23 protein-coding genes and 2 pseudogenes are annotated in these 26,902 nt (G+C 58.6%); 6 read left to right on the top strand and 19 right to left on the bottom strand.

The genetic code is table 11. The annotated features are described in order from the left end of the window. Positions 1–33: 33 nt before the first annotated feature. Positions 34–2,049, top strand: a complete 2,016-nt coding sequence (locus tag B0G83_RS35420; RefSeq protein ID WP_105511949.1) for a bifunctional DedA family/phosphatase PAP2 family protein — start codon at positions 34–36, stop codon at positions 2,047–2,049. 764 nt (positions 2,050–2,813) lie between these two features. Here the strand turns inward: B0G83_RS35420 and B0G83_RS35415 are convergent. The 8 genes from B0G83_RS35415 to B0G83_RS38390 form a co-directional block, all read right to left on the bottom strand. Next, positions 2,814–3,143 (bottom strand): DUF1840 domain-containing protein, encoded by a 330-nt coding sequence (locus B0G83_RS35415; protein ID WP_105511948.1) that lies wholly within the window; start codon positions 3,141–3,143, stop codon positions 2,814–2,816. 776 nt (positions 3,144–3,919) lie between these two features. Beyond that, positions 3,920–4,690, bottom strand: coding sequence for an ABC transporter ATP-binding protein (locus B0G83_RS35410; RefSeq protein WP_105511947.1), 771 nt, complete (start codon positions 4,688–4,690; stop codon positions 3,920–3,922). Further along, the gene (locus tag B0G83_RS35405; RefSeq protein ID WP_105511946.1) at positions 4,687–5,436 is read right to left on the bottom strand and encodes an ABC transporter ATP-binding protein; all 750 of its coding nucleotides are present in this window, start codon (positions 5,434–5,436) and stop codon (positions 4,687–4,689) included. Before B0G83_RS35405 ends, B0G83_RS35410 begins: the two co-directional genes overlap by 4 nt. Further along, the gene (locus B0G83_RS35400; RefSeq protein ID WP_105511945.1) at positions 5,433–6,326 is read right to left on the bottom strand and encodes a branched-chain amino acid ABC transporter permease; all 894 of its coding nucleotides are present in this window, start codon (positions 6,324–6,326) and stop codon (positions 5,433–5,435) included. The genes B0G83_RS35405 and B0G83_RS35400 overlap by 4 nt, the downstream gene beginning before the upstream one ends. Before the next feature lie 56 nt (positions 6,327–6,382). Next, positions 6,383–7,252: a branched-chain amino acid ABC transporter permease gene (locus B0G83_RS35395; protein ID WP_105511944.1), complete on the bottom strand. Its 870-nt coding sequence runs from the start codon at positions 7,250–7,252 to the stop codon at positions 6,383–6,385. 164 nt (positions 7,253–7,416) lie between these two features. Beyond that, on the bottom strand, positions 7,417–8,670 hold the full coding sequence (locus B0G83_RS35390; RefSeq protein WP_105511988.1) for an ABC transporter substrate-binding protein: 1,254 nt from the start codon (positions 8,668–8,670) through the stop codon (positions 7,417–7,419). A gap of 440 nt (positions 8,671–9,110) precedes the next feature. Further along, on the bottom strand, positions 9,111–9,731 hold the full coding sequence (gene petA / locus B0G83_RS35385) for a ubiquinol-cytochrome c reductase iron-sulfur subunit (protein ID WP_105511987.1): 621 nt from the start codon (positions 9,729–9,731) through the stop codon (positions 9,111–9,113). Between the two features lie 275 nt (positions 9,732–10,006). Continuing rightward, positions 10,007–10,318 (bottom strand): hypothetical protein, encoded by a 312-nt coding sequence (locus B0G83_RS38390; RefSeq protein ID WP_146120351.1) that lies wholly within the window; start codon positions 10,316–10,318, stop codon positions 10,007–10,009. Positions 10,319–10,572: 254 nt separating this feature from the next. Between B0G83_RS38390 and B0G83_RS35380 the strand changes: the two genes are divergently transcribed. Further along, positions 10,573–10,998, top strand: a complete 426-nt coding sequence (locus B0G83_RS35380) for a MarR family winged helix-turn-helix transcriptional regulator (protein ID WP_105511943.1) — start codon at positions 10,573–10,575, stop codon at positions 10,996–10,998. Positions 10,999–11,091: 93 nt separating this feature from the next. Here the strand turns inward: B0G83_RS35380 and B0G83_RS35375 are convergent, their stop codons facing one another. The 5 genes and pseudogenes from B0G83_RS35375 to B0G83_RS35355 form a co-directional block, all read right to left on the bottom strand. Further along, a complete protein-coding gene (locus B0G83_RS35375; RefSeq protein WP_258168470.1) occupies positions 11,092–11,490 on the bottom strand; it encodes a carboxypeptidase-like regulatory domain-containing protein in 399 nt (132 codons plus the stop codon). Between the two features lie 86 nt (positions 11,491–11,576). Next, entirely contained in the window at positions 11,577–11,822 is a 246-nt protein-coding gene (locus B0G83_RS39660; protein WP_374954973.1) for a PDZ domain-containing protein, read from the bottom strand. A gap of 102 nt (positions 11,823–11,924) precedes the next feature. Then, positions 11,925–12,695 (bottom strand): annotated as a pseudogene (gene istB, locus B0G83_RS35365) (IS21-like element helper ATPase IstB). Next, complete coding sequence (istA, locus tag B0G83_RS35360) at positions 12,692–14,320, bottom strand: IS21 family transposase (protein WP_105511941.1); 1,629 nt, start codon at positions 14,318–14,320, stop codon at positions 12,692–12,694. Before istA (B0G83_RS35360) ends, istB (B0G83_RS35365) begins: the two are co-directional and overlap by 4 nt. A gap of 74 nt (positions 14,321–14,394) precedes the next feature. Further along, a complete protein-coding gene (locus B0G83_RS35355) occupies positions 14,395–15,654 on the bottom strand; it encodes a S1C family serine protease (protein ID WP_258168468.1) in 1,260 nt (419 codons plus the stop codon). 300 nt (positions 15,655–15,954) lie between these two features. Here B0G83_RS35355 and B0G83_RS35350 point away from each other — a divergent pair, with 300 nt between their 5' ends. The 3 genes from B0G83_RS35350 to B0G83_RS35340 all read left to right on the top strand — a co-directional run bounded on the left by B0G83_RS35350 (position 15,955) and on the right by B0G83_RS35340 (position 19,862). Next, positions 15,955–17,553, top strand: coding sequence for an APC family permease (locus tag B0G83_RS35350; protein WP_105511940.1), 1,599 nt, complete (start codon positions 15,955–15,957; stop codon positions 17,551–17,553). Between the two features lie 168 nt (positions 17,554–17,721). Beyond that, positions 17,722–19,587, top strand: a complete 1,866-nt coding sequence (locus B0G83_RS35345) for a chloride channel protein (RefSeq protein ID WP_105511939.1) — start codon at positions 17,722–17,724, stop codon at positions 19,585–19,587. 35 nt (positions 19,588–19,622) lie between these two features. Continuing rightward, complete coding sequence (locus tag B0G83_RS35340; protein WP_105511984.1) at positions 19,623–19,862, top strand: hypothetical protein; 240 nt, start codon at positions 19,623–19,625, stop codon at positions 19,860–19,862. Between the two features lie 97 nt (positions 19,863–19,959). Here the strand turns inward: B0G83_RS35340 and pal are convergent, their stop codons facing one another. After that, complete coding sequence (gene pal / locus B0G83_RS35335) at positions 19,960–20,463, bottom strand: peptidoglycan-associated lipoprotein Pal (protein ID WP_374954972.1); 504 nt, start codon at positions 20,461–20,463, stop codon at positions 19,960–19,962. Positions 20,464–20,784: 321 nt separating this feature from the next. Further along, positions 20,785–21,165: a hypothetical protein gene (locus B0G83_RS38385; RefSeq protein ID WP_146120350.1), complete on the bottom strand. Its 381-nt coding sequence runs from the start codon at positions 21,163–21,165 to the stop codon at positions 20,785–20,787. A gap of 664 nt (positions 21,166–21,829) precedes the next feature. On the opposite strand from B0G83_RS38385, the gene B0G83_RS35325 reads away from it, so the two are divergent. Next, entirely contained in the window at positions 21,830–22,165 is a 336-nt protein-coding gene (locus B0G83_RS35325; RefSeq protein ID WP_093642470.1) for an HdeA/HdeB family chaperone, read from the top strand. 701 nt (positions 22,166–22,866) lie between these two features. Here B0G83_RS35325 and B0G83_RS35320 read toward each other — a convergent pair. From B0G83_RS35320 to istA (B0G83_RS35300), 4 genes and pseudogenes are all read right to left on the bottom strand, one after another. After that, positions 22,867–23,151 (bottom strand): hypothetical protein, encoded by a 285-nt coding sequence (locus B0G83_RS35320; RefSeq protein ID WP_146120349.1) that lies wholly within the window; start codon positions 23,149–23,151, stop codon positions 22,867–22,869. 835 nt (positions 23,152–23,986) lie between these two features. After that, entirely contained in the window at positions 23,987–24,298 is a 312-nt protein-coding gene (locus B0G83_RS35310) for a high-potential iron-sulfur protein (protein WP_105511934.1), read from the bottom strand. Positions 24,299–24,970: 672 nt separating this feature from the next. Continuing rightward, positions 24,971–25,759, bottom strand: a complete 789-nt coding sequence (gene istB, locus B0G83_RS35305) for an IS21-like element helper ATPase IstB (protein ID WP_105511933.1) — start codon at positions 25,757–25,759, stop codon at positions 24,971–24,973. A gap of 5 nt (positions 25,760–25,764) precedes the next feature. After that, positions 25,765–26,808 (bottom strand): annotated as a pseudogene (istA, locus tag B0G83_RS35300) (IS21 family transposase); the annotation flags it as partial. Between the last annotated feature and the right edge of the window lie 94 nt (positions 26,809–26,902).

Below are 26,902 nucleotides of genomic sequence, written 5' to 3'. Positions count from 1 at the left end.
GCATCAGATTGCGCATGGACGTGGGAGATGTAGATGGAGCACGCGTATTTCCACATGTTGCATCTGCTTGCTGGGCATCCGGTGTGGACGCTTACGGTGATATTCCTCGCCGCGTTTCTTGAAGCCATCGCCGTTGTAGGTACCTTCATTCCCGGTAGCTCGGCCATTTTCGTGGCCGGTGCGCTTGTGGGAACTGGAACCTTGGGTCTTGGATGGGTCTTCGCATGCACAATTACTGGCGCGGTAGCGGGTGATGGCTTCAGCTACTGGCTTGGTCGCCGTTACAGGACCAGAATCTCCCGCCTGTTGCCTTTTCGGGCTCACCCGCAGTTGCTCGACGCGGGATACGTGTTTTTCGCCAGGCATGGCGCCAAGAGTGTGGTGCTCGCAAGATTCATCGGGCCGGTACGCGCGATTGTCCCGGTGGTAGCGGGAATGGCGGGGATGACGCCCGCGCGTTTTTATGGGGTGAATGTCTTGTCGGCATTGCTCTGGGCATCCGCTTACATCCTGTTGGGCGTCGTATTCGGTGCGTCGGTCCAACTGGTGAGCGGAGTGTCCTTCCGTCTTGTTGTCACAATCACGCTCGTGGTCTCAATAGTGTGGCTGGGCTTTCGTGGCGCTCGCTTTCTTCTGGCGCACATCAACGCCTGGGGCGGTGCAATGCGCCACGGCCTTCTGAATTGGGCCGGTGCTCACAGGACACAGCCGGGTCGCTTCGTCCTGCGAGCCTTGGACCCCGAGCGTCCGGTCGCTGGCTTTATGGTTGTGACATCGGCAGTGGTTCTTTTTTCCGCCTGGGTTTTCTTCGACGTCCTCGACGAGGCAATTCACGGCAATCCGAAGGTGGGGATTGACGTGTCGGTCTATCACTTTCTTCAATCCATGCGCACGACTTGGGGTGATATCACGCTGTCGGGTCTCGCAACGTTGGGTAGCATTGCCACGCTGGCAGCGCTCGCTGTGACAGTGGCGCTTTGGATGATATGGGAACGTCGTTGGCGCACCCTGGCGTACTGGCTGGGCGCCGTTGCTTTTTCCCAGCTATTGATATTTGCCATTCATCTGGCGATACGCCGAACTCCGCCAGGTTCGCTCCAGTCCGACGTACACGTGTTTCCGAGTACTCATGTTGCCGCTGCGGTCATCATTTATGGTTTTCTCGCATTTTTGCTGACGCGCCGGGTGGGTTCATTGGCAGGTGTTTTCGTTGCCACAGTGAGTGCTGTTGTTGTCCTCTTCATTGCGCTGGCAGGACTTTACTTCGGTCAGTTCTGGTTTTCTGATGCAATCGGCGGCGCCGCGCTCGCGGCTGTGTGGATTTCTGTCGTAGCATTAACCGCCGTGTGGCGGCACCCCAGAGTGCCACCATCGCGAAGGCTCATGCCGGCCCTCATGCTTGGCGTTGTGTGTGTAAGCGTTGCAGTGCAACTCGCCTTTGCCCCTCCAGTACCAAGGCTGAGCGGCAACGCGACCCAAACGCTCATGCTGACGACGGTGTCACATTGGATCAATTCGCTATCGAACAAGTTACCGTGTTATCGCGCCGACATGTCAGGGGACCGGAGAGAGCCTATGGCCTTTCAGTGGTCCGCAAACGCAGACGATATACGAAGCGGCCTTCGAAGCAGAACCTGGATCGAAGGGATCTCGGTTTCTGCGCGCAGCCTGCTTTCTGTCGTCTCGCCGGAGGCCGCGGCGATTGCGCTTCCGGTACTGCCGAAACTGAACGACGGGGTACCGTCGCCGCTTGTTTTTGTTCGTCCAGGCAACGCGCGCGATGAACGTGATGTCCTACGCTTCTGGCCAAGTGGCTATGCGGTGCAAAATGAGCGCGGCACCGCGCCCGTACCCATTTGGGTAGGCTCCCTTGAACATGAGCGCCTGAATCGCCAGTCGTGGCCATTGAACATCCTGCGTGCCAAGAACGCGGCGGCGCCCGAGTTGGATGCTGGAGACGCGTGGCCGGAAAGCAGTGGGGCAGAGGTACTGACGAGACTGGACTGTCGCGGAACTCCCGTTTTGCTCCTCATTTCACCGGCAAACTGAACATCAGACGGACGAGGCGCTGGCTAAGATCCTTCGCCAAGGTGGCTTCAACAAGTTCGGCTCTCAGTTCTATTCCTGTTTGACGTAACGACATGAGAGAGGGCCAGAGGCCGGGATACGCTGGAAGGAATCGCTATGCTCGGAGGGGAGAGCAGGGCGCTTGAGTCGGGCTCCGCATTGGGCGACAATGTCACTCTGGTCACGTTGTAATTTGCCGGTGACTTCTGGATGGGATTCGCAGCGTGCAAACCAGACAGACAGGCGAGGTACCCCAATGACGGAACTCGCAGGGACCCTAATGGGCATCGCTGCGCTGGCAATTTCCGCTTTGCTGCTTGCTGGACACCATTGGCGTGAACATGTCCGCGAGCGGACTTTCCGTCGGCTGGGCCGTAGCAAGCGGTGGGACGCGTTTCATCACAGGCGATGAGGCTTGACTCACAGATAAGCTTTGGTTCGACGCCATTCTCCCAATTCAGACACTCCCCCTTGGTATGGCGAAGTATTGTTATACGTGCTCTCGAAAAGACAGCGTCAGCATTGCTACGAGTGACTTTCAATCCTGATACATGCCCGCTGGCTGGAAAACTGAGGGAATGGGGTCAGACTAAAATCTTCACTGCGGATCGCAGGCGACTGCTGGCGAACTACCGCATTCCGGCATTGCTGGACTACTAATTGCAGACCTACCTGGCAACCCATCTTTCTACGCGAGCAGTTCGACCCTTGCGCACCTGTTGTCGTGTCACGTCGTCACAGACTGGCTAAAGGCCCCAGATAATGTCCGCGTTTTGCCGACGGGCCTCGCGCATCATATCGAGCAGCGGCCATGCCCGCCGTGCAAGTCCACCGCGATCATCGTTCACGTCATAATTGCCCCCATTCGGCACATGGTAGAGCGATTCGAGCGCGATTTCCGCGTGAGCTTCTTCGGTAATCGCTGCTTCAAGACGAACGATTGCGTGAGGCAATTCGTCATGCTGAATTACGCCGCGTGCACCGAGGTGCTTGCCAATGAGGGTCAGCAGATATTCAGCGAGGTTCCTGAGCATGACAACGTCTGGCGCGGCGGGCGATTGGAAAGTGACCAGCATGATGTAACCTCCTGTATATGGTCCGCAGCGCTTCGGTGTGCACGAAAGCCGCTTTTGCGCCAAACCGAAGTGTGCCCGCGAAAGCTGGACGGAAGGGCATCAAATGCACCCGGTCGCTGTAGACCGATCTGCGATCGTCCCGGAATTGCCATGCGCGACGGCCAGATGGCGCCAGTGACGTATTGCTGAGGGCCTTCCGGATGGCCGGCTACTGTGTGTCGGAGGCAGAACGTGGTGTTTCCACGGGCGCACGCAGTCTTCTAGATTCATGGTGGCGTGCTGCTTCAGGTTGCCCCTGGTCCAAGTCCAGTCATAAGAAGGCCCATCTATATTTTATGTCACATAATGACAGATTCAAGGTGGGCCTTTTGTAGCCAACGGCGTACTTGATTCGGGCGAGCTGGGCTTGCTGTCGAGATGCGGTGGTATGTCATCAAATATCCACCGAAGATTGCGGTTCCTGACAAAGAATGATTGACACCTCAAACGCGACTTATCCGCCATTGAATACGCTCTTCGCGGAGCATCTGTGGATTGTCGACGGACCGATTATCCGGTTTGGCATGCCTTGGCCGAAGATGCCGTTTTCCACCAGAATGACGGTCGCACGGCTGGCAGGCTCGCGTCTTCTCATTCATTCGCCGACACGGCTGACATTCGAACTCAGGGCCGAGTTCAAGAGCATCGGCGAACCGCGATGGATTGTCGGACCAAACCGCCTTCACTATTGGTCAATACCGGAATGGCGAGTCGCATTCCGGACGGACATCTGTGAGCTAGGGAGGACCGTTGTTCTTACGCGAACGATCGTGGTCCGCGCGACCTGCGTCCGGAACGTCCCAATTCTCAACGCTTGCACCCGCCAGCGCGCGTACCCTTGCTTCATCGCTCCCGAATTCTCTGGCTGAGCCCATGAAGACGACCCGCCCGTCATCGAGAACGCACGCGGTATCGGCGATGTCGACCGCTGCCCTCACGTTCTGCTCGACGAGAAGCACGGACATACCTTCACCGCGCATTCCGGCGATTACCTCGAAGACCTCCCGGACAATAAGCGGCGCGAGACCTTGAGACGGTTCGTCGAGCAACAGAAGTTTGGGATTGAGCATCAGGGCTCGTGCGATCGCGAGCATCTCCTGCTCGCCTCCTGACAATTGTCTGCCCTTGCTGGAACGACGCTCTTCCAAACGGGGAAACAGCGTATAGACCCGTTCGATTGTCCAGGATCCAGGGCGGCCGAGGGGTACCAGGAGGTTCTCTTCAACGGTCAACCCTGGAAAGATGCGTCGTCCTTCCGGTACATATCCAACACCCAGTGCGGCAATTCGATAGGGTGGCCAAGCGGTCGTGGCGTTATCGAAGATGCGCACGGCACCTTCCCGAGCTCGTGTCAATCCGATCAGGCTACGCAGTGTCGTCGTCTTGCCGGCACCGTTGCGGCCAAGGAGAGCGACGATCTCCCCCTCACGTACGTGCAGCGACACCGCATGCAGGATGTGGCTTTTCCCGTAGTAGGTCTGCAGTCCTTCGGCATCCAGAACGTTCATACCGTTTTTCCAAGGTAGGCCGCCTGAACCTCCTCATTCGCGGCAATTTCGACAGGCGTGCCTTCCGCGAGCACTCGCCCTTCGGCAAGCACCATGATGCGTTGGGCCAGTTGGAAGACTACCCGCATGTCGTGCTCTATTAGCACCATCGTAAGCGCCTGATCATTGTGCAGGTTGTGTATCAGTTGCGTGATGTCGTAGGTTTCCTGGTCGCCCATTCCTGCGGTCGGCTCGTCAAGCAACAGCAGTCGCGGTCTGAGTCCAAGCGACATGATGATCTCGGTAGAGCGCTGGTCACCCAGGGATAGCTCCCCCACAAGGCGGTTTGCCTTGGCGCCAAGTCCACCCATCGTGATCAGTTCGTCAACCCGATCATGTATTTTTACCGCCGCAGCACGCGAGAGCCACGGACTCAACCGGTAGCCGGATTCGATTTCGACGGGGATGCGCACGTTGTCGCGGACCGAGAGTTCTGGAAATACCTCAGTGATCTGGAACGTGCGCGCCATGCCCAAGGCCACCCGCCGATGGGGAGGAAGGCTGGTGATATCATTCCCGTCGAACAGGATACGCCCTACCGTGGGGTGACAGAATCCACTAATCAGATTGAAGAAAGTTGTTTTCCCGGCGCCATTGGGTCCGATGACCGCCCTCAGTTCGCCTGTCTGGACCTTCATCGATACGTCGTTGACGGCCCGCAGGTTACCGAAGTGATGCGAGACGCCTTCCACCGACAATAAGCTCATGGATTCGCCTTTTTCCGTATCAAGCCGAACACGCCGCGCGGAAAGAACAGGACAACCAGTACGAACAGCAGACCGATAAACGACATCCAGTTCTCTGTCCGGCTGGAGATGTAGTCCTGCACGACGACAAAAATCGCTGCGCCAACCAGCGGACCCCACAGCGAGCGCATACCCCCAAGGACCGACATGATGACGAATTCGCCAGATTGGTCCCAGCGCAGGCCATGCGGATCCGAGAAGTTGTTCAGCAATGCGTAGAGCGTGCCTGCCAGGCTGACAAAGAAGCAGGAGATGACGAAGGACAGCCAGATATGTTGTTCAACGGGCACACCGAGAAAGCGAGCGCGTCGCTCGTTCTCCCGAATAGCCAGCAACGTGCGTCCAAATGGGGAACGCAGCAGGCCGGCCATGACGGTGACCGAGATCGCGAAACACGCCAGAACGAAGTAATAGAATGCCGTCCCGTTACTGAGGATATCAACCGTCCCAAGCCCCAGATTGATCGGCATGCGGTGCCATCCCGAGAGCCCGTCGTCGCCGCCTGTGACGGAATTCCACCTGAACGCAATGAAATAGAACACCTGCCCGAACGCGATGGTCGCCATCGCGAAGTACACCCCACGTAGCCGGACGATCAGCGCACCAATCACGGCTGCCGCGAGCGTGCCGACGGCTACCCCGACCAGCATGCCGAGCGGAGTACTCGGGACGAGGTACCTTATCGTCATGCCCACGCCATAGGCGCCGAGCCCGAAATAGGCGGCGTGTCCGAACGACAGCACGCCCGTGAAACCGAGCAGGAAATTGAGCGACATGGCGGCAAGTGCCATGACAAGCAGGCGCGTGCCCAGCGCGGTATAGCCGCCGATCCAGTTGATCCACAACGGCATAGTGAGCAACGCTAGCCAGATCACGAGTGTGCGGCCCAATCCATATTGTGCTTCGCTCACTGGACCCTCCCTTCCTCGCCCAACAGACCGCGCGGACGTACGAGCAACACGAGTCCCATCATGACGTAGATCACGGCCTCGGTCGCCGAGGGGAGGAAGACAGAGGTCACGCTAGATGCAACCCCAATCAGGATTCCGCCAAGCAGCGTGCCTGGCAGACTGCCAAGTCCACCTACGATAATCGCGACAAAACTCGGCATGATGAGCGAGTCGCCGATTGTTGGCTCCAGTCCAAGCATACCCGCGGCGAGAACGCCAGCGAGCCCTGCGAGGAAAATCCCGAGACCAAAGTTCAGGGTCCGCAGCATTCGCACATTGACGCCGAGCACCGACACGGTTTCCAGGTCTGTTGTGCCGGCCCGGATTCGCATGCCAAGCCGGGTCCGGTTGAGAATCAGGAAAAGACCTGCGACCACTACGACGACCAGCGCCACCATAAACAATCTGTAGCCAGTCAGAAAGAAGAATGTGTTGCTTAGCGGCGAGTTGAGGGACGCGGGTATTTGGTAAGGCAGCGTTTGCGGCCCCCAGATATAGCGCGTACCGTCCTGCAGCATGAAAGCGAGTCCGAACGTCAGGAGCAGGCTATACAACGGATCTCGACCGTAAAGCCGGCGGATCAGCAATCGCTCGATGACCACACCGAGCGCAGCCGTCAGAAGAGGCGCGAGGAGCAGTGCGACCCAGAAACCCGTGTAGGGCATCAGCGTGTACGCGAGATACGCGCCAACCGCGAGGAACCCTCCGTGAGCGAAATTGATCACGCCGCTCAGGTTGAGTATCAGGGAAAGCCCGAGCGCCATCAGCGCATAGAATGCACCGATGATGATCCCGTTAAAAACGTTAAATAAAATCAGCTGTGTCATGGCACCGCCGTGGGCATTCTCACAGAGTCCGCGCAGCGAGGCTGGGCGGACTGCCTGCCGTGGTTCGATGGGTCCTTTTCATGCGTTAGCGGCGCGTTTAAGGAGCGCCGCCACGCTTCAATGCTCAGGGGAAGTATCTGTTTATCCGGCACTCGCTACGAGGTTCAGGACCATTTGATGTGGCAACCGGTCTCGTCCACCGGCAATGCCGCATCAACGCCCTTGACAACCTGGTCGACGTGGAAGAGGTCATCCGGTTGGGGGCCCTGTTCGACAGCGTGTCCGACATAAAGATCAGGCATCAACTGGTGATCGCCCGCGCGATAGAAGGGGGTGTCCGGCATCAGCCCCACCTCAGGCGGTAACTTGAAGCCCTCGAGCGCCTTCGCTAGCTTGACCGCATCGAGCGTTTTTTCCTGATTGGCGACGAGCGCAATGGTCCACATTGCGACATAGCCAAACCAGTGGCGGGCGGTCGGTACGCGACCGGACTTCTTTCGAATGCCTGCGACGAACTCCGCCACATGCGGGACGCTGGGCTGATTCCAGTACCATTCGAATACCCACGTGCCGATGCGGGCGTTGGGAGGGAGACCTTCGAGTACTTCGAGTTCCTGCTGGGCACCCGCGATATGGAAATGCTTGTCGAGGCCGAACTGGACGGCCTGCTTGAGCGAGTTGACGGCATCCTCGCCCGCAGTAAGAAAAAGGATGACGTCAGGGTTCACAGACTGGGCTTTGATGAGATATGAAGAATAGTCTGTTGTTCCGAGTGGCGCCAAGGCCGCCCCAACCTCGGTGCCGCCGAATTTCTTGAGACTGGCTTCAAATCCCTGCTGCAGGGTGTGACCAAACGCGTAGTCCGGGGTAATGAAAAACCACTTCTTGCCATACTTGTCGAACAGGACCTTGGAGACGGAATTGGTTTCCATTCGGGTCGTGTTGCAGACCCGGAAGACATTCCAGTGGCAGTTGGTGCCGGTCACGGCATCGGTGTGTCCGCCGGTGACGATGTGCAGCGTCTTCAGTTCGTTCGACACTTGCCCGATCGCCAGCGCCATCGCGGAATTGACGTTGCCCAGCAGAAAATTCACCTTGTCGCGCTCAATCAGCTTCCGGGCTTTTTGAACGGCGGTGCCGGTGTCGGCGCTTGTTGAGTCTTCAACCAGAAGTTGCACCGGACGCCCGAGGATGCCACCCTTGGCGTTGATCTGTTCCAATGCGTATTCACAGCCGACTTGCTCATTTTTGCCAAGCTCTGCATATGTTCCAGTGAGCGGGTCGTTGAGTCCGAACTTGATGGGCTCATCGCCGCGCGCCTTGATAATGAACGGAGCCGCGACCTGCATGATGCCAGCCGCTGCCGCCGCCTTGAGAACGATCCGGCGCTGCCGGTTTCCGTTAGCTAATCGCTCCATCATTTTGTGTCCCCTTTCTGTGGTCATACACCCCGGCGTTTCTGGTTTACCCCTCCTTTGAGAGGTTCGATCGCTGGTATTTAGCAGGATGTGGGCCGCCTGCAGGCGTATTCCTGCTTCGCAATTTGTGGTCGTTTTTCATGTTAGTAGAACGATGTTTTCTGGAGAATAGGGAGATGCGAGTTCGCACAATTCCGGTTCGCTGGTGCTTCAAATATAGGTGATGAACCGCCTAAATAATTTTTCCTGACGCCTCCAGTCGCTAGGGGTTTTCACGAGCGCCTGGCGCAGTTGTTGTCGGACTTTTGAGGACACTGGTTCTTTGCTCATTCAGCTCGGAAGCTACGCAGAGTTGTGGTCCATGCTGGGGTTAACGCTGCTTCGATGGATTACCTAAGGGTTGCGGCCGAATACGCGAAAAAGCTGTTTGATGCGTTCACTCACGCTTCTCCATGTTCATCTTCCCCAACCAGCAAGCTCGTAGAAGACGCAAACATGTAGCGTGGCACATCCAGGTTTTGCGGTGCCGGTTTGTCCTTGAACACACGGCCAGCGAGATCGTACGTAGAACCGTGACAGGAGCACAGAAAGCCACCTGGCCAGTTGTCGGGAAGGTTAGCCTGTGGACCTTCCTGAAAACGAGGTCGAGGTGTGCAGCCTAGATGTGTACAGACGCCGACGACAACGAGAATATTTTTATGATCTGTGCGGGACCGGTACTCGTTCTTGCAGTACGGTGGCAGTGGTATCGAAAAGGGGTGTCTGGTGGCGAGGTCGGCCACCATGGGGTCAGCGGTCACGACGTCTGCCAGCATCTTCCCTGTCCGATTGACCACAAACACCGGTATGCCGCGCCACGCAATGGTCATCATATCCCCGGGTTGCAACTTGCTGATGTCCGCAGTAACAGGTGCGCCGGCCGCCTTGGCCTTTTCGGACGGAGCGAATGAATCGATAAACGGCACAAGGGTGGCAACGCCTGCAACGCTTCCTGCAACGGAGGTTGCTATCAGCCACCTACGGCGACCATCGTCCATGCGATCCCGCACGATTTGCGCCATCTCGTACTCCATGCATTCGCGAGTCCATATACGTTTGAGTTCGAATCTGCGCAGGCGTTCTTGACGCTCACGGCGTTGTTCATGAAGTGTGGTCGTGAGGCTGCTTCATGGCACTCGGTACCAGGACGTGCGGGTGTGCTGTGCTCATGCACACTACCGGATCCGCGTTGCGCGACGGACTGAAGAAATCGAGTCAATGTGCGAATTCGCGCGATGCAGGAAAGGGGGATGGAGTGGGGATGATAATGCGGCAGGTTGTGCGTTTCTGTCCGGCGCTATTTGCCATCATCGCGCTGCGGCCATTCGAAGCTGCCGCCGCGTAAACGTGTGCGTCGCCCGTCACGGTACCCTTCAGCGTTCGGGAGCGCAGGGTAGGAGGACCAAACGCGGGTCGGCGATGACGGCACGTAGGTAACATGCGCAAGCTCACCGCGTTGCACTGGCATGCCGCTGACCAGGATGGTTGAGCGTGCATCCAGGGGACGCACCATCGCAACGTCGACACAGCCGTCCGGACAGGCGTACAAGGCACTGCTTGTCAATGAGGTAGCAAAGATTGTGAGCCACGCGATCAGACCGTTTTTCATCCCTTTTGTCCTGTACCTCGACTATCCCATGCGGCGTCTACCACTGCGTGAACCACGACCTGTCCAGGGCCGGCGTGCAAAGCCCCATCTCGAACCCCTTTTCCGGAACGGTCAAGCGCGACCGCGGGCCCGTGTACCGCGGTGCACGAAATTTTTCATTTGAAAGTTTTTTGCGATTCACGTGATCTCCACTTATATTAGGTCATGAAGTGACATTCTTCCAATGCTGAACGCGACTCCAGAGAAAGCAGGCTATGGGCACAAGAAATCGCTCCAAAGATGCCGGGTTGACCAAGCAGGAACTGGAGGAGCTGTCCGAGTTCCGCTATCAATTGCGGCGCTTCCTGCATTTTTCCGAGACGATTGTGCATGCGGAGGGAATCACGCCTCTGCAGTACATGTTGCTGCTGCACGTGAAGGGTTTCCCAGGCCGGGACTGGGCCACTGTCGGCGAACTGGCCGAGCGTCTGCAGGCTTCGCCGCACGGAACCGTTGCGCTCGTGTCCCGATGCGAGGCGGCGGGGCTTGTCACACGAAAATCCAGTGCGCACGACCGTCGGCAGGTGGAAGTGCATCTGCTCGCCAAGGGCGAGCGTTGCCTCGCAAGGCTGGCAGTCTTGCACAAGTCGGAGATCCAGTCATTTGGCTGGGCGTTCCGCAATAGCGCGGACTCCATATGAACGTCCCGGAGCGCCCCGCCGCAGGATGAGGCAACTCACGAAACTTCCGCGCCTGCCCGCAGTCATGGCCGCGTGACACACTTGTCTCGCCGATTACATCGGCCACATGAAAATCGCATGAGCGTGCGTCGTGTCGGTAACGTTCACTCGTCGATGCTCGGTCTTTCCGTTGTAGGTGGCGGTCAAGTTGTACCGCCCATGCGGCAACGACACCAGCATGAACGGGCCGTCCGACTGCGTGTTCAGTAGGTCGTTGCCGTGCGAATCGGAGATTTGCACCGGCACGTCTGCCAGATAATCATTTCCGGCATTCGTGCTGCCGACGAACTCGAGTACGAGCGGGTACGCATTCATCACGCTCTTGATGGCCGAAGACTGGTCGCTTCCGATACCGCCGGACAGGTAGGAAATGGCACCTTCCTTGTGCGTGGGCGGAAGACCCGAAGAGGCAGCCAGTACGAACTGGCTACCACAGACGGCCAGCACGGCCACGGATGTGCGTAGCACTATCGAGCATGGCTTCATCTCAATCTCCATCGAATACATCAGGTTTGATGAGACGTCCGGTACGGACGCGCTTATCCCAGATCGAGCGGCACAAACATCTGCTGACCATCGCGCATCACCAGCAACGCAACCGTGTTCCGGGCGCCGCTTATTCTCTGGCGGAGCTGGGCTGGATCCGACACAGGCACATGGTTGACCTGCAGAACGATGTCACCGGGCAGGATGCCAGCCAGAGCGGCCGGGCCCGTACTCTGTTCCACGCGGACCCCGCCGGATACTTCGGCACGGTGTTTTTCGTCGGATGTCAGGCGGCGCACCACCAGGCCCAATTTGCCCGACGTCCCCGGACGGTCAGTTGAAACTCCCCCACTTATGGTCGCGCAAATTCCCCCACCCTGTGAAGCAGGACTAAGGGTTATTTAGCTGGTTTTCGATTTCCGTGCAAGCGTTTCAGCGGCTTCCTTGAGGCGGTAGCTGCGGCCGTCGAATTCAAGCAGGTGGCAGTGATGCATGAGCCGGTCGAGGATCGTGGTGCTCATCGTGTTGTCGCCCAGGTATGCGCCCCAATCCTGCACAACGCGGTTGGACGTGACGACAACGCTTCGATGCAGTTTGTAGCGTTGATGGATCAGCGTTTGCAGCAGCGCGCCGGCGGCGTCGGGGATCGTACGCGACAGGAACAGGTCATCCAGCACGAGCAGATCGCTCTCGAGGATGGCTCGCAGCCGGGCTTCGCGCTGGGCAGTCGGGCTCAGCGCGTAACGGTTAAAGAAGTCGTCGGTCTCAAGATACTGCACCTTGTGGCCTTGCAAGACGGCCTGGTAGGCGACGGCCTTCGCAACGTGCGATTTGCCGGTGCCTGGTTTACCGATGATCAGCGCGTTGTCGCCAGCGGCGATGAACTTCAGCGTGTGCAGCTGGAAGCAGGCCTAGCGAGGCACTTTGGGATTGAAGGCCCAGTCGAATTCGGCGAGCGTGAGTTTCTCTTCGAGGCCGGAGAGCTTGTAGCGGCGTTCGATGAGTCGGGACTGGCGGCGATCCAGTTCGTCCTGCAGGATCAGTGCGAAGGTTTCAAGGAACGGCTGCTGGGAGCCCTGGGCCTGCAACACGCGCGTTTCGAGTGTGTCGCGCACGCCAGACAGGCGAAGCTGTCCGAGAGCCCGTTCGATTTCCGGTAACGTCATGGTCATGCCTGTGTGTCTCCAGTTGGAGGTTGAGGTTCGGCGCCGTGCTGCGCACCGAGGGTAAAGAGTTCGCCGTACTCGGCGGCAGGACGGATCAGCGGGTGATCCTGCGTAAGAGGCAGCTCTAGCTGTGGTGCCTGATCGAGACGCTCGAGTGCCTGTTCGAACAGCCGTTCGACGATCGCGCGCACCTGTTTGTAGCGGTAGACGTGATGACGCAACGCGTGATCGCAGGCCTGCTCGACGAGCCGGGCGGGATACTTCTTCGCCAGACCAACGATGCCCCACATGGCGCGATGGCCGACGCGACCTTCGCTATCGAACATGTGCTGGCACAGCACCTTTGTTTGTGGCCCGATGTCGCCGGCGCTCGCGAGCAGGAAGGCGCTCTGGCGGGACGGATTGAAGGGGCGTTCGTCTTCAGGCAGTTCGAGCGAACCGGCCTGCAGCGCACGAGGATGAGTGCGCAGCAACGCCTGCGTACGGCGATCGCGAATCTCGATGGTGGAATCGTAGATGCGCACCGAGACCAGACTGCCGATCGGCGCAGGTCGTGCCGCATAGTTGCTGCGATCGATGTTGACCGTGGTGTCGTCCCAGACGGTACGCACGACCTCCGTGAAGTAGCGAAAGCCGGTGGTCGGCAACGGCCGCAGATGCGGCCTCTCCTCCTGGAACATCGCCTCGACCTGTCGCCGGGTGCTGCCATGGATGCGTTTGGCCGCCCAGTTTGCCTCCCAGTGCATCAGGAATTCGTTCTGGGCTTCGAGCGACTCGAAACGGCGGCCGGCAAGCGCGGTGCCCTGCGTATGTTGGATTGCGTTCTCGACGGTCCCCTTTCGATTCGGGTCCCGCACACGTGCCGGATCGGCGACGACACCGTAGTGCCCAAGCATCGCCTCGTAGAGCCGGTTGATCTCGGGTTCGTACAGGTCGGGCGTGATGACGCCCTCCCGGAGGTTGTCGAGCACAACGTAGCTGACCGCTCCCCCAAAGTAACGAAAGGCTTCTTCGTGAAGCTGGGCCCAGACCTGCTTGCTGGACTTCCAGACCACGCGCCGGAAACTGCGCCGCGAGTACCGCAGGGTCATCACGAACAACCGCGGGCGTCGGTAGCGGCCGGTCTCCGGATCGCGGGTCAGTGCACCTTCGCCATAATCAACTTGAGCTTCTTCGCCGGGGGCGAACGCGAGACGGTCGAACTGCTCGGGATCAATGTGGCGCAAGGCGCGCACGAAACGCTTGACGCTCTCGTAGCTCGCGGTGAATGCGAACTGATCGACCAGATCCTGATAGATCGCCTGCGCGTTGCGCCTCAGGCGGACCTGCTGTTCGATCCATTCGCGATGCGGTTCGCTTGCGGAGCGGGCGAAATTGAACGTTGTGGTCTTGCTGGAACCGTTGGTAGCCGGTGGTCGCGGCGGTGGGGGAGTTTGCGTGACGGCCGTTTCAGAGCCGGTGGTCACCATGGGGGAGTTTGCCGAAGCGGACTTCTCCGACTCGAACATCGCCTGATAGCGACGAATCGTCTTGCGGTCGATGCCCGTGAGCCGCTGGATCTGGCGCTGGCTCTTGTTGCGCTCGAGTAATGTGAATACGGTGCTTTGCAGGTGCGGCTTCAAGACGTTCACTCCCTGAACTCCTTCTTGTTCGAAGGAGACGAAGATAGACGTCCTGCAACACCTCTCCCGGCGGCTTTAGTGGCTCAGCCGACGGTCGTCAGGTGGGGGAATTTGAAGTGACCATACCCGGAGGAATTTGACCGACCGCCGGGGGACGTCGCGGCGTCAGGGCCGGTCGAAGCCGGCGTGGTGTCGCGCATCGCGCCGAGTACCACCACGGCCTCATGAGGGCCGTGATCGCGCCAGTATTGGATGTGCGCGGACGTGCCGGGACGCAGATCAGCCACCGCGACGGGTAGTTGGGACGAGTCGTTGATATCGGTGCCGTTGAGTCGCAGGATGATATCGCCACTTCGCAGGCCGGATCGAGCTGCGGGACCATTGCGGTCTATCGAACTGATCAGTGCCCCGACTGGTTTTTTCAGGCGAAAAGACTGTGCAAGAGGCCAGGTGACGTCCTGAATCGTCACACCAAGATGACCGTGTTCGGCTCGCCTGTGAAGCAGCAATTGCTGCTCGATCCGCATGGCGGCATCGATCGGAACGGCAAAGGAAATTCCCTCTAGCACCCCTTCCGGGGATGGCGCGACCAGCGTGATGCCGATGGCCTCGCCGGTCAGATTGAAGAGGGGAGCGCCTTCGTCGCCAGTGGTGGCCGTCACATCCGTCTGAATCAGCGGAATGTATGTCTCTTGTGGCAGAAGGCGCGCGGTGTTGCTGACGATGCCTGCGGTGACCGTATTTTCGAACCCGTATGGCGCACCGATTGCGACGACCCATTGCCCTGACTTCATGTCGGAAGGGTTGCCGATCTTCACTGTGGGTAGGCCGTGCGCATCGATTTTCAGCAGCGCGATCCCGCTCGGCTGATCGATGCCGACAACCGACGCCTTGAATTCACGGCGGTCTGTCAGCTTGACGTTGACCTCTTTGGCGTCGGCGACGAGACGGGCATCAGTCAGGATATAGCCGTCTGGCCGTACGATGAAACCCGAGCCGACGTTGCGCGGCGTAGCGCCCGCGTCAGGGAGCGAGTTGGGCGAGAATTGCCTGAAGAACTGCAGGAAGGGATCGTGTTCACTTGCGGCCGGCGGCCACAGGGACTCCGCGTTGGTGACCTGTTTTTTCGGGATCGAACTGATATTGACCACAGCGGGTCCGCTCTGCTGAACAAGCGCTGAGAATCTGTTGACGAAGCCGGGGGCGGTGACCGGCTGCGCCTTCGCGGCGACGGCAAAGTCAGGTGTCGGCGACGGCCGCGACAATCCGGCTGAACAACCAGCTGACGTGACCGTCATCACGCATGCGGTCACCAGTATGGGTATCCACTGTGCGACTGGCATGATGCCTCCCGTGAATGCGGAGCGTGCCGGCGCGACGTGTCAATAATGCGTCCGGGCGCCATGCCGGTACCTCACAATGCGACCTATTCAACATAGGTTGCAAGACTTAAAGGAGTCTTAAATGAACGGTCTCTACGCGTTGTCCCTAATCTGCCCGTGGGATTTTTTTGGCCTGTGACCCCGTCCAAGTTGCCATGCAGGGATGCCTTCGTGTGCGTCCGCAGAGGGTAAGGCGATGCTGCCGAGGCAACCCGGAGAACTGCAACGGCGCTTTAGCGCAGGATCGGATGGGAGTTCGTCATGAGCACAACCTCACTAACCTTATCGGGGAAATTGCGTCGCGATGCGGGCGTCGTCGGTCTCCTGTTTGCCAGTACCACCAGTATGGTTGGGTCGGGTTGGCTATTCGGTTCGTATCACGCGGCGAAAATCGCCGGTCCTTTGAGCATTGGAAGCTGGGTGCTGGGCGCAATCATCATCATGCTGATTGCGCTTTGCTTTGCCGAACTGGCCACGCTGTTTCCACGCAGTGGCGCGCTGGTGCACATGAGCCATGCAAGTCACGGCGAGGGCCTGGGACGCATCTGGTGCTGGCTGCTTTTTCTCGCCTATGTGCCGGTGCCGGCAGTTGAAACGGAAGCCATCGTCACCTATGCGAACAACTATCTGCCGTACTTCATCCGGCCCGGCAACGAAGGGCTGCTGACCACCGCGGGTTTCATCACCTGTGCGGCACTGTTAGGCGTGACGGCGCTGTTGAACCTGATGGCTGTCAGATGGCTGCTCAACGTTAATTCGACCATCACATGGTGGAAAATTCTCGTGCCCGTGCTGACAATCATCGGCTTGATGGCAGCCAGCACACACTGGGACGTGATGAGCGCGGCGCCTGGTACCTACAAGATGTCTGGCATGTTCACGGCGCTCCCGGCGGCGGGGATCGTGTTCAGCTATCTCGGCTTTCGCACGGCGATCGATCTTGGCGGTGAGACAGCCAATCCGCACCGGAACATTCCGCTCGCGGTGATCGGCTCGGTATTGCTGGCAGCGGCGCTGTACGTCATGCTCCAGGTGGCCTTTATCTGGGCGCTCGCGCCGGCTGACCTCGCGCATGGTTGGGCCAATCTGAGTTTCAAGGGCGAGATGGGGCCGTTCGCGGGCCTCGCGGCAACGCTCGGGCTTGGCTGGATGGCGACCTTGTTGTATATCGACGCGTATCTGTCGCCAGGTGGCACCGGCTTGATGTACGTGACCGGCGGCTCGCGCATCCTGTTTGCCGCGGGCGAAACGGACGCGGGACCGCGTGTGTTGACGAAGCTCAATGGCAGCAAGGTTCCGTGGGTTGCGGTGCTCGTGATGTGGGTCGTCGGTGCGATCTTCCTGCTGCCATTTCCCGCATGGCAACAAATGGTCAGTTACATCACATCGGTGACGGTACTCACCTATGGACTCGGCCCGATCGCGCTGCTTGTGCTGCGCCGCAACCTGCCTGAGCTGAAGCGGCCGTTTCGTATGGCCGGCGCGTCGATTTTTGCGCCGCTCGCTTTCATCTGCAGCAATCTCGTGATCTACTGGACTGGTTTGAAGACCAACTCGTTCCTTTTTTCGCTGGTCGCGATCGGTTTCGTAGCCTACGCTGTCTACTACCATCTCATTGCCCGCAGGCCGACCCGTCAGTTTGGATGGCGGCAGATTGCGTGGCTGCTGCCGTGGTTTGGCGGTATCTGGGTGCTGTCGTGGCTCGGTAATATTGGTGGCGGACGTAACGTGATCGGCTTCGGCTGGGACGTTCTCCTTGTGTCCGTCTGGAGCGTGGTCGTCATGCTGCTTGCGATGCGCTGCGCGCTGGGACCTGCAGAAACCGCCATGATGATGCAGCGCATGGATGGTACAAGTTGAGGAAGCCGATATCCGAGGGGTGTGATGCGCTCGGAGCGTATTGTTGATCAACGTGCGATGCGTTTCCCCGGCGAAGCCTTGAAGCCGGCTGAACCGGAGAAAGTGGTCGGGGAGTCGAAACGGTGAATGACAGTGGCCGACCAGTAGTCCTTCTGAGGACAGCAGACAATGACGGGTGATTCCCACCGGCCAGATAAGGCTGCAGACGGGCCACACCATGTAAAGGTTGCGCCGCTCCAGCCGCGTGCGGTCGTCCATCCGGATGACGATTCCGTGGTCCCGATCGCCATGTACTGGTTGTGCTTTCTCGCGTTCGTCGTGGGAATCGTCACGGGATTGGGGGCCGTGGTGTTCCGGGGGTTGATCGGATTCGTACACAACGCGTTCTTTCTCGGTCAGTTTTCGTTTCTGTACGATGCCAGCCATTTCACGCCGGTGGCGCCGTGGGGCGTGTGGGTGATTCTCGTGCCCGTCGTCGGCGGTCTCGCGGTCACCTGGATCGTGAGCACCTTCGCTCCGGAAGCCAAGGGGCACGGCGTACCGGAGGTCATGGATGCGATCTATTACAAGCGCGGCGTGATCCGGCCGGTCGTGGCGGTCGTGAAGTCGATTGCGTCGGCGCTGGCAATCGGTTCCGGTGCCGCAGTGGGGCGCGAGGGGCCGATCATCCAGATCGGCTCTGCCCTTGGCTCGACGCTCGGCCAGATCGTCCAGATGACTGCCGGACAACGCATCACGCTCGTGGCCGCTGGGGCAGGTGCAGGCATCGCGGCGACCTTCAACACGCCGATTGGTGGCGTGCTCTTCGCCACTGAACTGATGATGCCGGAGATCAGTGTCAACACCTTCCTGCCGGTAGCGATCGCCACCGGCACCGCGACCTTCATTGGCCGGCTCTTCTTTGGCGCAGCGCCCGCCTTCTTTGTTCCCGCCCAACTGGGCGCGATTCCAAACCAGCCGGGCAGTGCGTTTACGCTGATTCTGTATGCGCTGCTCGGCGTCGTGGCGGGTGCGGCAGCCGCCCTGCTGATCCGTGCGCTGCATTGGGCCGAAGATGCGTTCGACCGGATACCGGGGCGTTACCAGCGCCACGCAGTCGGGATGCTGATTGTCGGGTTGACCATGTATTTGCTGTTTCGCTATGCGGGGCATTATTACGTCGAAGGTGTCGGATATTCGACTATTCAGGCCACGCTCTATGGTCAATTGCAGGGTGGGGCATTCCAGCTGATGCTGGCGCTTTGCAAGACATTGGCAACGTCGGTCAGTCTCGGGTCGGGCTCATCGGGCGGGGTATTCTCGCCGTCGCTCTTCATTGGTGCGACGCTCGGCGCGGCATTTTCGTCATTGGTTGCCATGACACTGCCTGGGGCTCCGGTCAGCGCGCCGGCGTTTGCGATGGTCGGCATGGGCGCGATGGTAGGGGGCGGCACGGGCGCCGCGATGACTGCTGTCGCGATGATCTTTGAGATGACGCGGGACTATGACATCGTGTTGCCGATGATCATCGCGGTGGCGTTCAGTCTTGGTGCGCGCCGGTTATTGTCGCCCGAAAGCATCTATACGCTCAAGCTCGTGCGGCGCGGTCATCAGATTCCAAATGCGCTTCACGCGAACATGTTTCTCGTCCAGAGTGCGGCTCAGGTGATGGAGACAGACGTTTTCGTGCTCGATGCGCAGGTACCTTTTCGCGACCTGCTTCCTCACTCGGAAGGACCGGCCTTCCGGCACGTTGTGGTCACGAAGCAGCATGAGATCTACGGCGTACTGCGCATCAACACTGGCTTGCGCCGCGCGGTCAGCCAGAGCGACTCAGAGATTACGCTTGGGGCACTGGCGCAGCGTAATTTTATTGTCGTGCAGGAGAACGATGTGGCGTTTGGTGTAATCACCCGGCTCCGCAAGCAGCGTGCGGTGATGGCAGTTGTCGTGGGGCGACATGAGGGACGAGGTCCGGCGCGCGTGCTCGGCGTGATTGCGAAAGAGCACATTGCGGATGCTGTGGCGAGTAGCATCACGATATTTCCGGGGTAGGCCGTCAGGCGCACTCCCCGGTAGTGGAGCGTCAAGTGAGACTGGGACATGGGCTGGATGCTGCCTGCAAACGCATCGGCAAAGTGCTTCACCTCGATGCCCTGAAAGGCTCGTCCACCAGGACGGAGGCGGATCCTGAATGGGTGATCGTTTACCGGACGGCGCAGGGATTCTGCAGCGTCTATCGCGGGGTGGCTATCGATTTTGGCGAGATGCTCGACGTCCAGATCTGGGCTGAAGAGATGGACGTACAGACTTATTTCATCGGCCTCTGAACCGAACCCGCACACGAGTGTGCAGGGCGGAAGCATTCGCCGCCCCTTTCTGACGAGCAGGTTCGGGAAATAAGGGGCTATCTCCTCTGTTGAGCCCTCAACGATAGACCAGGTCCGCTCGCCGGTTCTGTGCCCACGATGCCTCGTCGTGGCCCAGAGCAATTGGTTTCTCTTTACCGAAACTAACGGCTTCCAGCTGGGAGTCGGGTACGCCAAGTGTCTCAAGGTCATGGAGCACAGCCTGCGAGCGCCTTTCGCCGAGCGCAAGGTTGTATTCACTCGTCCCGCGTTCGTCCGTGTTGCCCTGAATCAGCACATGACGGTTGGGGTGGCTTCTGAGGTATCGCGCATGGGCGTCAAGGAGCGGTTGATAGTCGCTCTTGACCGTATAGCTGTCGAAATCGAAGTAGACGCTACGCTTCGCGAGTGGTCCGTTTGGATTGTTGAGCTCGTCGACGACCACGGGTGCCACACTGGTTGGCTGGCTTGTCGCCGCGTTATTCTGGGCTCCACCGCTCTGATTCAGCTTGGGCCCTGAATGACATCCCCCAAGCATTCCCACCAGCAGTGCCGCGATACAAAGTCCAGTTCTGGTCATGATGTGTCTCCTCTGATCGGAGGTGAAACCCCGTCCCCTTGGGGAATGCCGCTAGCGATCCAACGTGCGCGAGGGGCGACGTTCGGCACGGCAATGTTCAATTGATATAGAAGGCCTCTGGTCAGATTTCAAGTTTGTTTTGAAAAACGTCATGGAGACAGCGGTTGTTACTCGACGTGTTTCGATGGGCGGATATTCTTCGTTTCCAGCATCTCGGGGTTCCCAGCATGAGCCTCTTAGATTGTCGTTCGAACGCCGCATCCGGTTCATCATGGTGGTTGCCGCAGCGACCGATGCCGCAGTCTCTACGTGGTAAGACGTCAATTAACAGGTGCGTCTTCTGCAAACGGCCACGTCAGTATCTCCTGGTCGAATTTGAGGTTCGGTGTGGAGCCAGTCGTCGATAGCAGGTTGGTTGGCGCTATCTTTCAGCAGTTCGTCGTTGAGTGCATTACGCATCCCGAATTCCTCGGGGTCAGACGCGCTCCGGCGCGTGCCTTTCGACGACTCGAATCCAGGTGTTCTGGAGAGTCCTATCTGTATCGGCACTTCTTGATCGACCATGTCCGTATCAGCGTCAATTCCCCGGAAAATTGCCATCAAGTCGATCACGATGATGGCGAGCGCGGCGACTAAAAGGATCACGCAGCACCATGGCGCGATGCTGGAAGGGGGGTACTTTTCAAACGTAGTGATGGGTCTCATCACAACTCCGGGCGTCCGATTGGCTTACGATATTGACCGCCTGCCAAACATGTTAGGGTTTGCTGGGCTGAGCCTTCGACCTGCGCGATCGGTACGCGTCTTATATTTCGACATCACCTTGGCCATGCAGGTTCTCCATCGTTGAAAGATCCGGGGTGGACGAACGCCGTGCAATCCCGCTGGATTTGTCAACCGACAGAAAGGCTCTCGGGGTCGCCCGACGTCCGCCCCGAACATCCCGGATTGCCAGGAGCGAAAGGAATGTGAAATATTCGCTTCAATGAGCACGACCTGGAACAAACGCCATGACGTACCCCCTTATTAAGTCTCGCTTAAGGACAGGTGCTTACAGTGGGTCGTGGCTTCGCATCGGGCTCACGGACGCGAACCTCCAGGCGTCCCTTGTCCTTTGGATAGGGACGACTTTGCGGGATCCGGTGTCCTCAGCCGGATCCAATTTTAATTCTGGGGCCGGGCGGGCTGGCGTGTCGGCGATAGGACCGACCTGTATTTCTCACGTACCGCACCGGGAGCGATTATCACGGGTATCAACGCGAGGGCGTTTCGGGACAGGTTGGAATTAATCTCCGCAATTGACCGACGACCTTGCGCACACCCAGTCGAACTGCACTGACTCCAGTCAGTGCGATGAAGGGGGAGCGTGATGAAGAAGATCATGATTGGGACGCTCGTTGTGGGCTTGGGTCTGTCACAGATCGGGTTCGCACAACCAGCGCTGAAAGTGCAGCCGGAAAAAATGAAATGTGAAGATTTCCTGTCGCTGGCTGACAATTACAAGCCCGCGTTGCTGTACTGGACGGCCGGCGTTGACCGGATGAACGTGAAAACGAATGACGTACTCGTGGTCGATGCAGCAGACCCGGTTGGGTTGGTTGTTGACGAATGCAGGAAGGACCCAAGGATCTCTTTCATGGGCAAGGTCCGGCAACTAACCAGGTCGGGCCGGCTCAATGTTCTGGAGCATGGCGATCACCGCTAGACCACTCTTAGGCGTCACTGGGCGTTCACGGCTTGCGCTGCGAAACCTCACAAACGCGTGACCATCACCGCACTGATTGGCAGCGGTGTTTCCAGGATATTCGCGCGGCCTCGATATGAAGCGCTGTCGGAACGCTATAGTTCTGAATAGCACCCCTGATCAGGCAGGCAGTCGGCTACTCCGGAAACGGATACGCATGGAAGGGGTGCCTGCTGCGGATCTGGCAGGTTCATTCCAGGCGCAGCGACTTCGTCCGATGTGGCTCTGTACCAACCGGTACTTGGTCTGTCAGACATTCCCTGCGAGGATTGCGTCCCAACGCCACCGAGAGTGACATATTCGGGACCAATAGCGGCTCAGGTCTGACTGTTTTCTCCTCCTGGCGAAACAACTTCCAGGTGTAGTCCTTGACGTGCGACAACGGAGATCCGAAACGTCTTGCTTTGAGACGCTCGGATGAGGCACGCACCTTGTACTTTGGGAGGTAAACTTCCGATTGATTTGCAGGCCCCGACCTTTACGTTCTGTTTCCACTGCATGCGGGTTACGGTTACCATTGCTGTGGGTAGTGAGGCGTAGTCCAGTTGGTCCGCAACCTGACTTTCGTTTCTTTAAGATCAGTCAAAGAACTTTAGCGGTTCCTCGCCTCGTTCCGGATTATCCGGTGTAGCAAGAAGCCGCATGAAAGTTGCGACGGCTGATTACAAACCGTTCGTGTTAATTCGCTCGGGATGCGTGCCGTCTATTATCGATTTTCCCTCAGCGAAACCAGCTTGTTCCGCAGCTTCGGCAGTCAGCAGGTCGGCGACAGGATGAACAAAACACACCCTCTGTGACGACCCATAGCGAACGTCGGCCATTGGGCGGGCGATGTACCCGGTATAGCCGAACGGTACGTTCGGCGGGTGGGGCGAGTACTCAGGAACGGCGAGGACACGGATCGTATAGCCGTTGTACTCGTCAAATTGCTCTTCTCCTTCAGCCATGTTGGTCTCCGTCGCCATGTTCTTGGAATTTAGGTGCACCGTTCAATTCGAGATTCCGTCGCACCAGTGAATAGCCCATGCCTTCGCGCAAGAAATCGCATCGGCCACCTCAGCGAACCGACCAATGTCGCCCGATTCATGCGTTTCGACCCGGTCTTCGTCGCTCCCGGGCCTGCGAGTGATTCGGGCCCGCGCGATGTAACCTCCACCGTCATCAACGCTCCGCGCCCGGCAGTCGATGTGAAACCCCTTGTAATCGAACAGCATAGTCGATCCCCCGATATCGTTTTGTTAGCGCGCTTGCCGCGCAGGATAATCTGAAGTATCTCCATACTGCTTCGACAGATAGTTGCGGAATTGTTTCCGTATCCGCGCGCATGGCAAATCAGGAGACGGATCTGTCTGGTCTCCTCGCGAATTTTCTGATCTCGACGGCCGACACAGTCGATTATTTGTCAGGTTTGCAAGACATCTGCGCAGCCTGCGGAGGAGCCTTGGGTACACTCATCGACATCGCTTGTCAGCGCGTACTGGCATATTCAGAACGATCAGGCTCCTCCATTTTTTTTCATCGCAATGAGACCAGTTATGAACCGTTCACGGGTGCGTCGGGATGCCTGCCTCCATGTGAAGCTGGCGAACTGAGATATTTTCAACACGAGGTTCGTTGAACGGGGGCGATACCGTGATTCTTGATGTTCCGCGGGACGGTATGTCCGGCGACTTGTTCCCGTCGACAACGTTGCGTAAGCACCTGAAGCGCTTAATCGTCGGTTCCGCGGCCTCATTGACTATGTCGCCCCCCAGAACATATTGTTGTGACGAAAAAACCGACTCAGTTTTTTTTCACGTAAGCGCTGCACCATCCCCTTGAATCGACCAGCTTGCCACCGTAGATTGGACACGGCCCAGTCGAGGCGCCAGGCTTGCCCTGATAGAGCTGACAATTGACACACGCCTGGCCAGCGACGTATTTGGGATATTTCGCTTTGTCCACTCTCGTCGCATCTCTTTTATAACCTAGTGCCTCAGCGGTTGGGTCAGTCTCGGAGACCGCCGTGACGTCAGCGCGCGACTCGTCGGAAAGGAGCGTTGCTGAGGCCAGTGAGGCAGCCGTTATCATGAAACGGCGACGGGATATGTGCATAAAAACGCTCCTTCTCGGGATTCACGACCCGTTACCACCTGACACGTCGCGCCGCTCAAAACCTGCACCTTCTCTGAAGGTACGTGATCTCGGGTATCGTTTTTGCGGTTGGGTATCGTGACCAATCGATGGCCTCATTTGGGGTTAGAGGCCGTCACTAGTAACGCGCAGTTTTCGATTCCACATTCCGAACCCTGACGTCGATGTAACGGGTAAGGGGGGCGCAACAGATCCGAGATTCCTCGCGATGATCGGCTACTGTGTATCGGGGACGGCACATCCAGGTTCGGCGAAACGAGAAACTACCTTCAGTTTATGTCATCTCATGATGAATTCAAGACAGCCGTCCTGAATGGGATCGGAGCGAGCCCCGTTGGACATATTTATCACATTGTGACAAGAAATAAAACGAGCCACATCATGACTGGTTACGCGGGATCGGCCCTGGTGAAATCGCAGGGATGAATTGCCCTGCCTGCGTACGCCCATAGCGATGTTGTGCTCCGCTCCGAATGCAAACCCGGTCATCGTCACAGACGATGATAATGATAGCCCGTGTCGCGTTGCGTCGCAGTGCGAATGACGCGTGTCACGGATCGGCGTAAAGGCGCCGGGGATGATCGCCGTAATGGCGCCAGTTGGAAGTGGTGTCAAACGTGGATTCGAACGGCCTCAAGAATGCGGTTTTTTACTGGATTTTGCAACGGCGATTTCGCCGTTTTCGGGCATCGGTTTGGGCTTGCGGAAGCTCTCGCCTTCGATGACGATGCGGTAGGCGCCGTGGCGTAGCCGGTCGAGTGTCGCGGCGCCGAGAACCCGGTTGTCGGGGAAGGCGTCGCCCCATTCGCTGAGATCGAGATTGGATGTCAGGATGGTAGCCGCCCGCTCATACCGGGCCGCCACCAGATCGTGGAAGTCTTCGTCGTGTGGCGCACGCAGGGGTTTGAGCGCGAAGTCGTCAACGATCAGCAGCGGCACGCGAACGAACTGCTGGAACTTGCGTTCGTAGAGGCCCGTGGCGCGAGCCCCATGCAGCTTTTTGATCAGATCGGTTTGCGTGACGAACAGCACGTCCCGCCCCTGACGCGCAGCGCAGTGGCCCAGCGCCTGGGCGATGTGGGACTTGCCGACGCCTGTTTGACCGACCATCAGGATTGCCACCTTCTCGTCGATGTAACGACCGGTGGCGAGATCGTGGATGTGTGCGCGGTTGAGCTTCGGCAGCCGGTCGAAGTTGAAGGTTTCCAGTGTCTTGCCTAGCCCGAAGCCGGCGCGCACGAGACGCGCGCCGAGTTTCTTCTGGTCTCGACGCGCGACTTCATCATGCAGGAGCATCGCGAGGAATTCGGTGTAGGCGAGCTGTCCATCGATTGCCTGCCGGTTGCGCTGCTCGAGCGAGTCCAGTACACCGGACAGGCGCAGTTGCTTGAGGATCGTATTCAGTTCGGGACTGGGGTTCATGATGTTCAATGCAGGAGAAGGGAGTGGAGGTCACGACCGAAGCGGCCGCCGTTCAGATAGGTGTCGGCAGGCGCCGTTGACGTTTGCGCCGCTGCTGCGGCGGGCTGGCTGTCCAGTCCCTTGTCGAGGATGGTCTTGACGGTGCGGTACTTCGGGCTCGCGAATGCAAGCGCACGCTCGCACGCAGCGTCCAGTCGCTGATCGCCGAACTTCTCGCGCATACGGACGATGCCCTGAGCGCCACGCAGGTTCACCAGCACCGTGTCGTTGAACATCGCGAGAACCAGCGCGTGACAGGATGGGCCGATCTCCCTGGCACGAGCCAGGCACCACTGCGGATCGTGTTCGAGCCACGCCTGCGCCGCCGGCGGCTGGTGGTCACGCACTGTGTGGCGATCACCTGCCTTGCGCAGTCGTGGATGGGTTGCAATGAGTTCGTGGTGATGGAACAGCTGTACGACCGTATCAGTCGATTTGAGCCAGAGGCTCTTGCCAACTAGCGTGAACGGCACGGAGTACAGCGCCTTCTTGTAGACGACATGTCCGTCCGTATGCACCTTGACTTCGCTCCATACAGCCAGCACCGGCGCAACGTCAGGCAGCGTCGTGAGCAGCGGCTTCTCGATGGCAAAGCGCGCCAGCGGCTGCTCGCGTGTCGTGCCATGTTCGCGCGTGCTGGCCTGCTGCATGATCCATTCGCGCAGCTGCCGGTTGGCATCGGTCAGGTCGCGGAACGTGCGCAGCGGCACAAAGGATTTCTTGACATACTTGACGCCCGACTCAACGATTCCCTTCTTCTGCGGGTCGTGCGGTGGACATGCGTCGATCCGGAAGCCGTATCCCTCAGCGAGCGCGGCGTACGAACGCTGGACCTCCGGGCTGTACATGCAGGCTCTGGTGATCGCACACTTCGCGTTGTCGATGATTATGCGGCCCGGGCAGGCGCCAAACCACTCAAAGGCGCGACGGTGGCAGGCCAGCCATGTCTCGACGGTCTGGTCGAGCACGAGCTCGACATACTGGTGCCGCGACCAGCAGAGGGTCATGAGTAAGCGACATTTGACGGCCGTCTTGACGATCAGAATTTGATCTCGAAGAGGCGTTCGTTGACGCTCTGGAGGTCAAAGGCAGCAGGATCGAAAC

Origin of the sequence: Paraburkholderia sp. BL21I4N1, assembly GCF_002973525.1 — a bacterium.
GTDB lineage: Bacteria > Pseudomonadota > Gammaproteobacteria > Burkholderiales > Burkholderiaceae > Paraburkholderia.
Note: the sequence above shows the minus strand (reverse complement) of the source record. Positions and strands in the feature narration are given on the sequence as shown.

What these genes read in the sequence shown, in the direction of transcription:
- B0G83_RS35420 (WP_105511949.1), top strand. Translation starts at nt 34, where the DNA reads ATGGAGCACGCGTATTTCCACATGTTGCATCTGCTTGCTGGGCATCCG.
- B0G83_RS35415 (WP_105511948.1), bottom strand. Translation starts at nt 3,143, where the DNA reads ATGCTGGTCACTTTCCAATCGCCCGCCGCGCCAGACGTTGTCATGCTC.
- B0G83_RS35400 (WP_105511945.1), bottom strand. Translation starts at nt 6,326, where the DNA reads ATGCCGTTGTGGATCAACTGGATCGGCGGCTATACCGCGCTGGGCACG.
- B0G83_RS35380 (WP_105511943.1), top strand. Translation starts at nt 10,573, where the DNA reads ATGGGCACAAGAAATCGCTCCAAAGATGCCGGGTTGACCAAGCAGGAA.
- petA (WP_105511987.1), bottom strand. Translation starts at nt 9,731, where the DNA reads ATGGCGCAAATCGTGCGGGATCGCATGGACGATGGTCGCCGTAGGTGG.
- B0G83_RS38385 (WP_146120350.1), bottom strand. Translation starts at nt 21,165, where the DNA reads ATGAGACCCATCACTACGTTTGAAAAGTACCCCCCTTCCAGCATCGCG.
- B0G83_RS35395 (WP_105511944.1), bottom strand. Translation starts at nt 7,252, where the DNA reads ATGACACAGCTGATTTTATTTAACGTTTTTAACGGGATCATCATCGGT.
- B0G83_RS35355 (WP_258168468.1), bottom strand. Translation starts at nt 15,654, where the DNA reads ATGCCAGTCGCACAGTGGATACCCATACTGGTGACCGCATGCGTGATG.
- B0G83_RS35350 (WP_105511940.1), top strand. Translation starts at nt 15,955, where the DNA reads ATGAGCACAACCTCACTAACCTTATCGGGGAAATTGCGTCGCGATGCG.
- B0G83_RS35390 (WP_105511988.1), bottom strand. Translation starts at nt 8,670, where the DNA reads ATGGAGCGATTAGCTAACGGAAACCGGCAGCGCCGGATCGTTCTCAAG.
- B0G83_RS35325 (WP_093642470.1), top strand. Translation starts at nt 21,830, where the DNA reads ATGAAGAAGATCATGATTGGGACGCTCGTTGTGGGCTTGGGTCTGTCA.
- B0G83_RS35405 (WP_105511946.1), bottom strand. Translation starts at nt 5,436, where the DNA reads ATGAGCTTATTGTCGGTGGAAGGCGTCTCGCATCACTTCGGTAACCTG.
- B0G83_RS38390 (WP_146120351.1), bottom strand. Translation starts at nt 10,318, where the DNA reads ATGAAAAACGGTCTGATCGCGTGGCTCACAATCTTTGCTACCTCATTG.
- B0G83_RS35310 (WP_105511934.1), bottom strand. Translation starts at nt 24,298, where the DNA reads ATGCACATATCCCGTCGCCGTTTCATGATAACGGCTGCCTCACTGGCC.
- istB (WP_105511933.1), bottom strand. Translation starts at nt 25,759, where the DNA reads ATGAACCCCAGTCCCGAACTGAATACGATCCTCAAGCAACTGCGCCTG.
- B0G83_RS35320 (WP_146120349.1), bottom strand. Translation starts at nt 23,151, where the DNA reads ATGGCTGAAGGAGAAGAGCAATTTGACGAGTACAACGGCTATACGATC.
- B0G83_RS35410 (WP_105511947.1), bottom strand. Translation starts at nt 4,690, where the DNA reads ATGAACGTTCTGGATGCCGAAGGACTGCAGACCTACTACGGGAAAAGC.
- B0G83_RS35345 (WP_105511939.1), top strand. Translation starts at nt 17,722, where the DNA reads ATGACGGGTGATTCCCACCGGCCAGATAAGGCTGCAGACGGGCCACAC.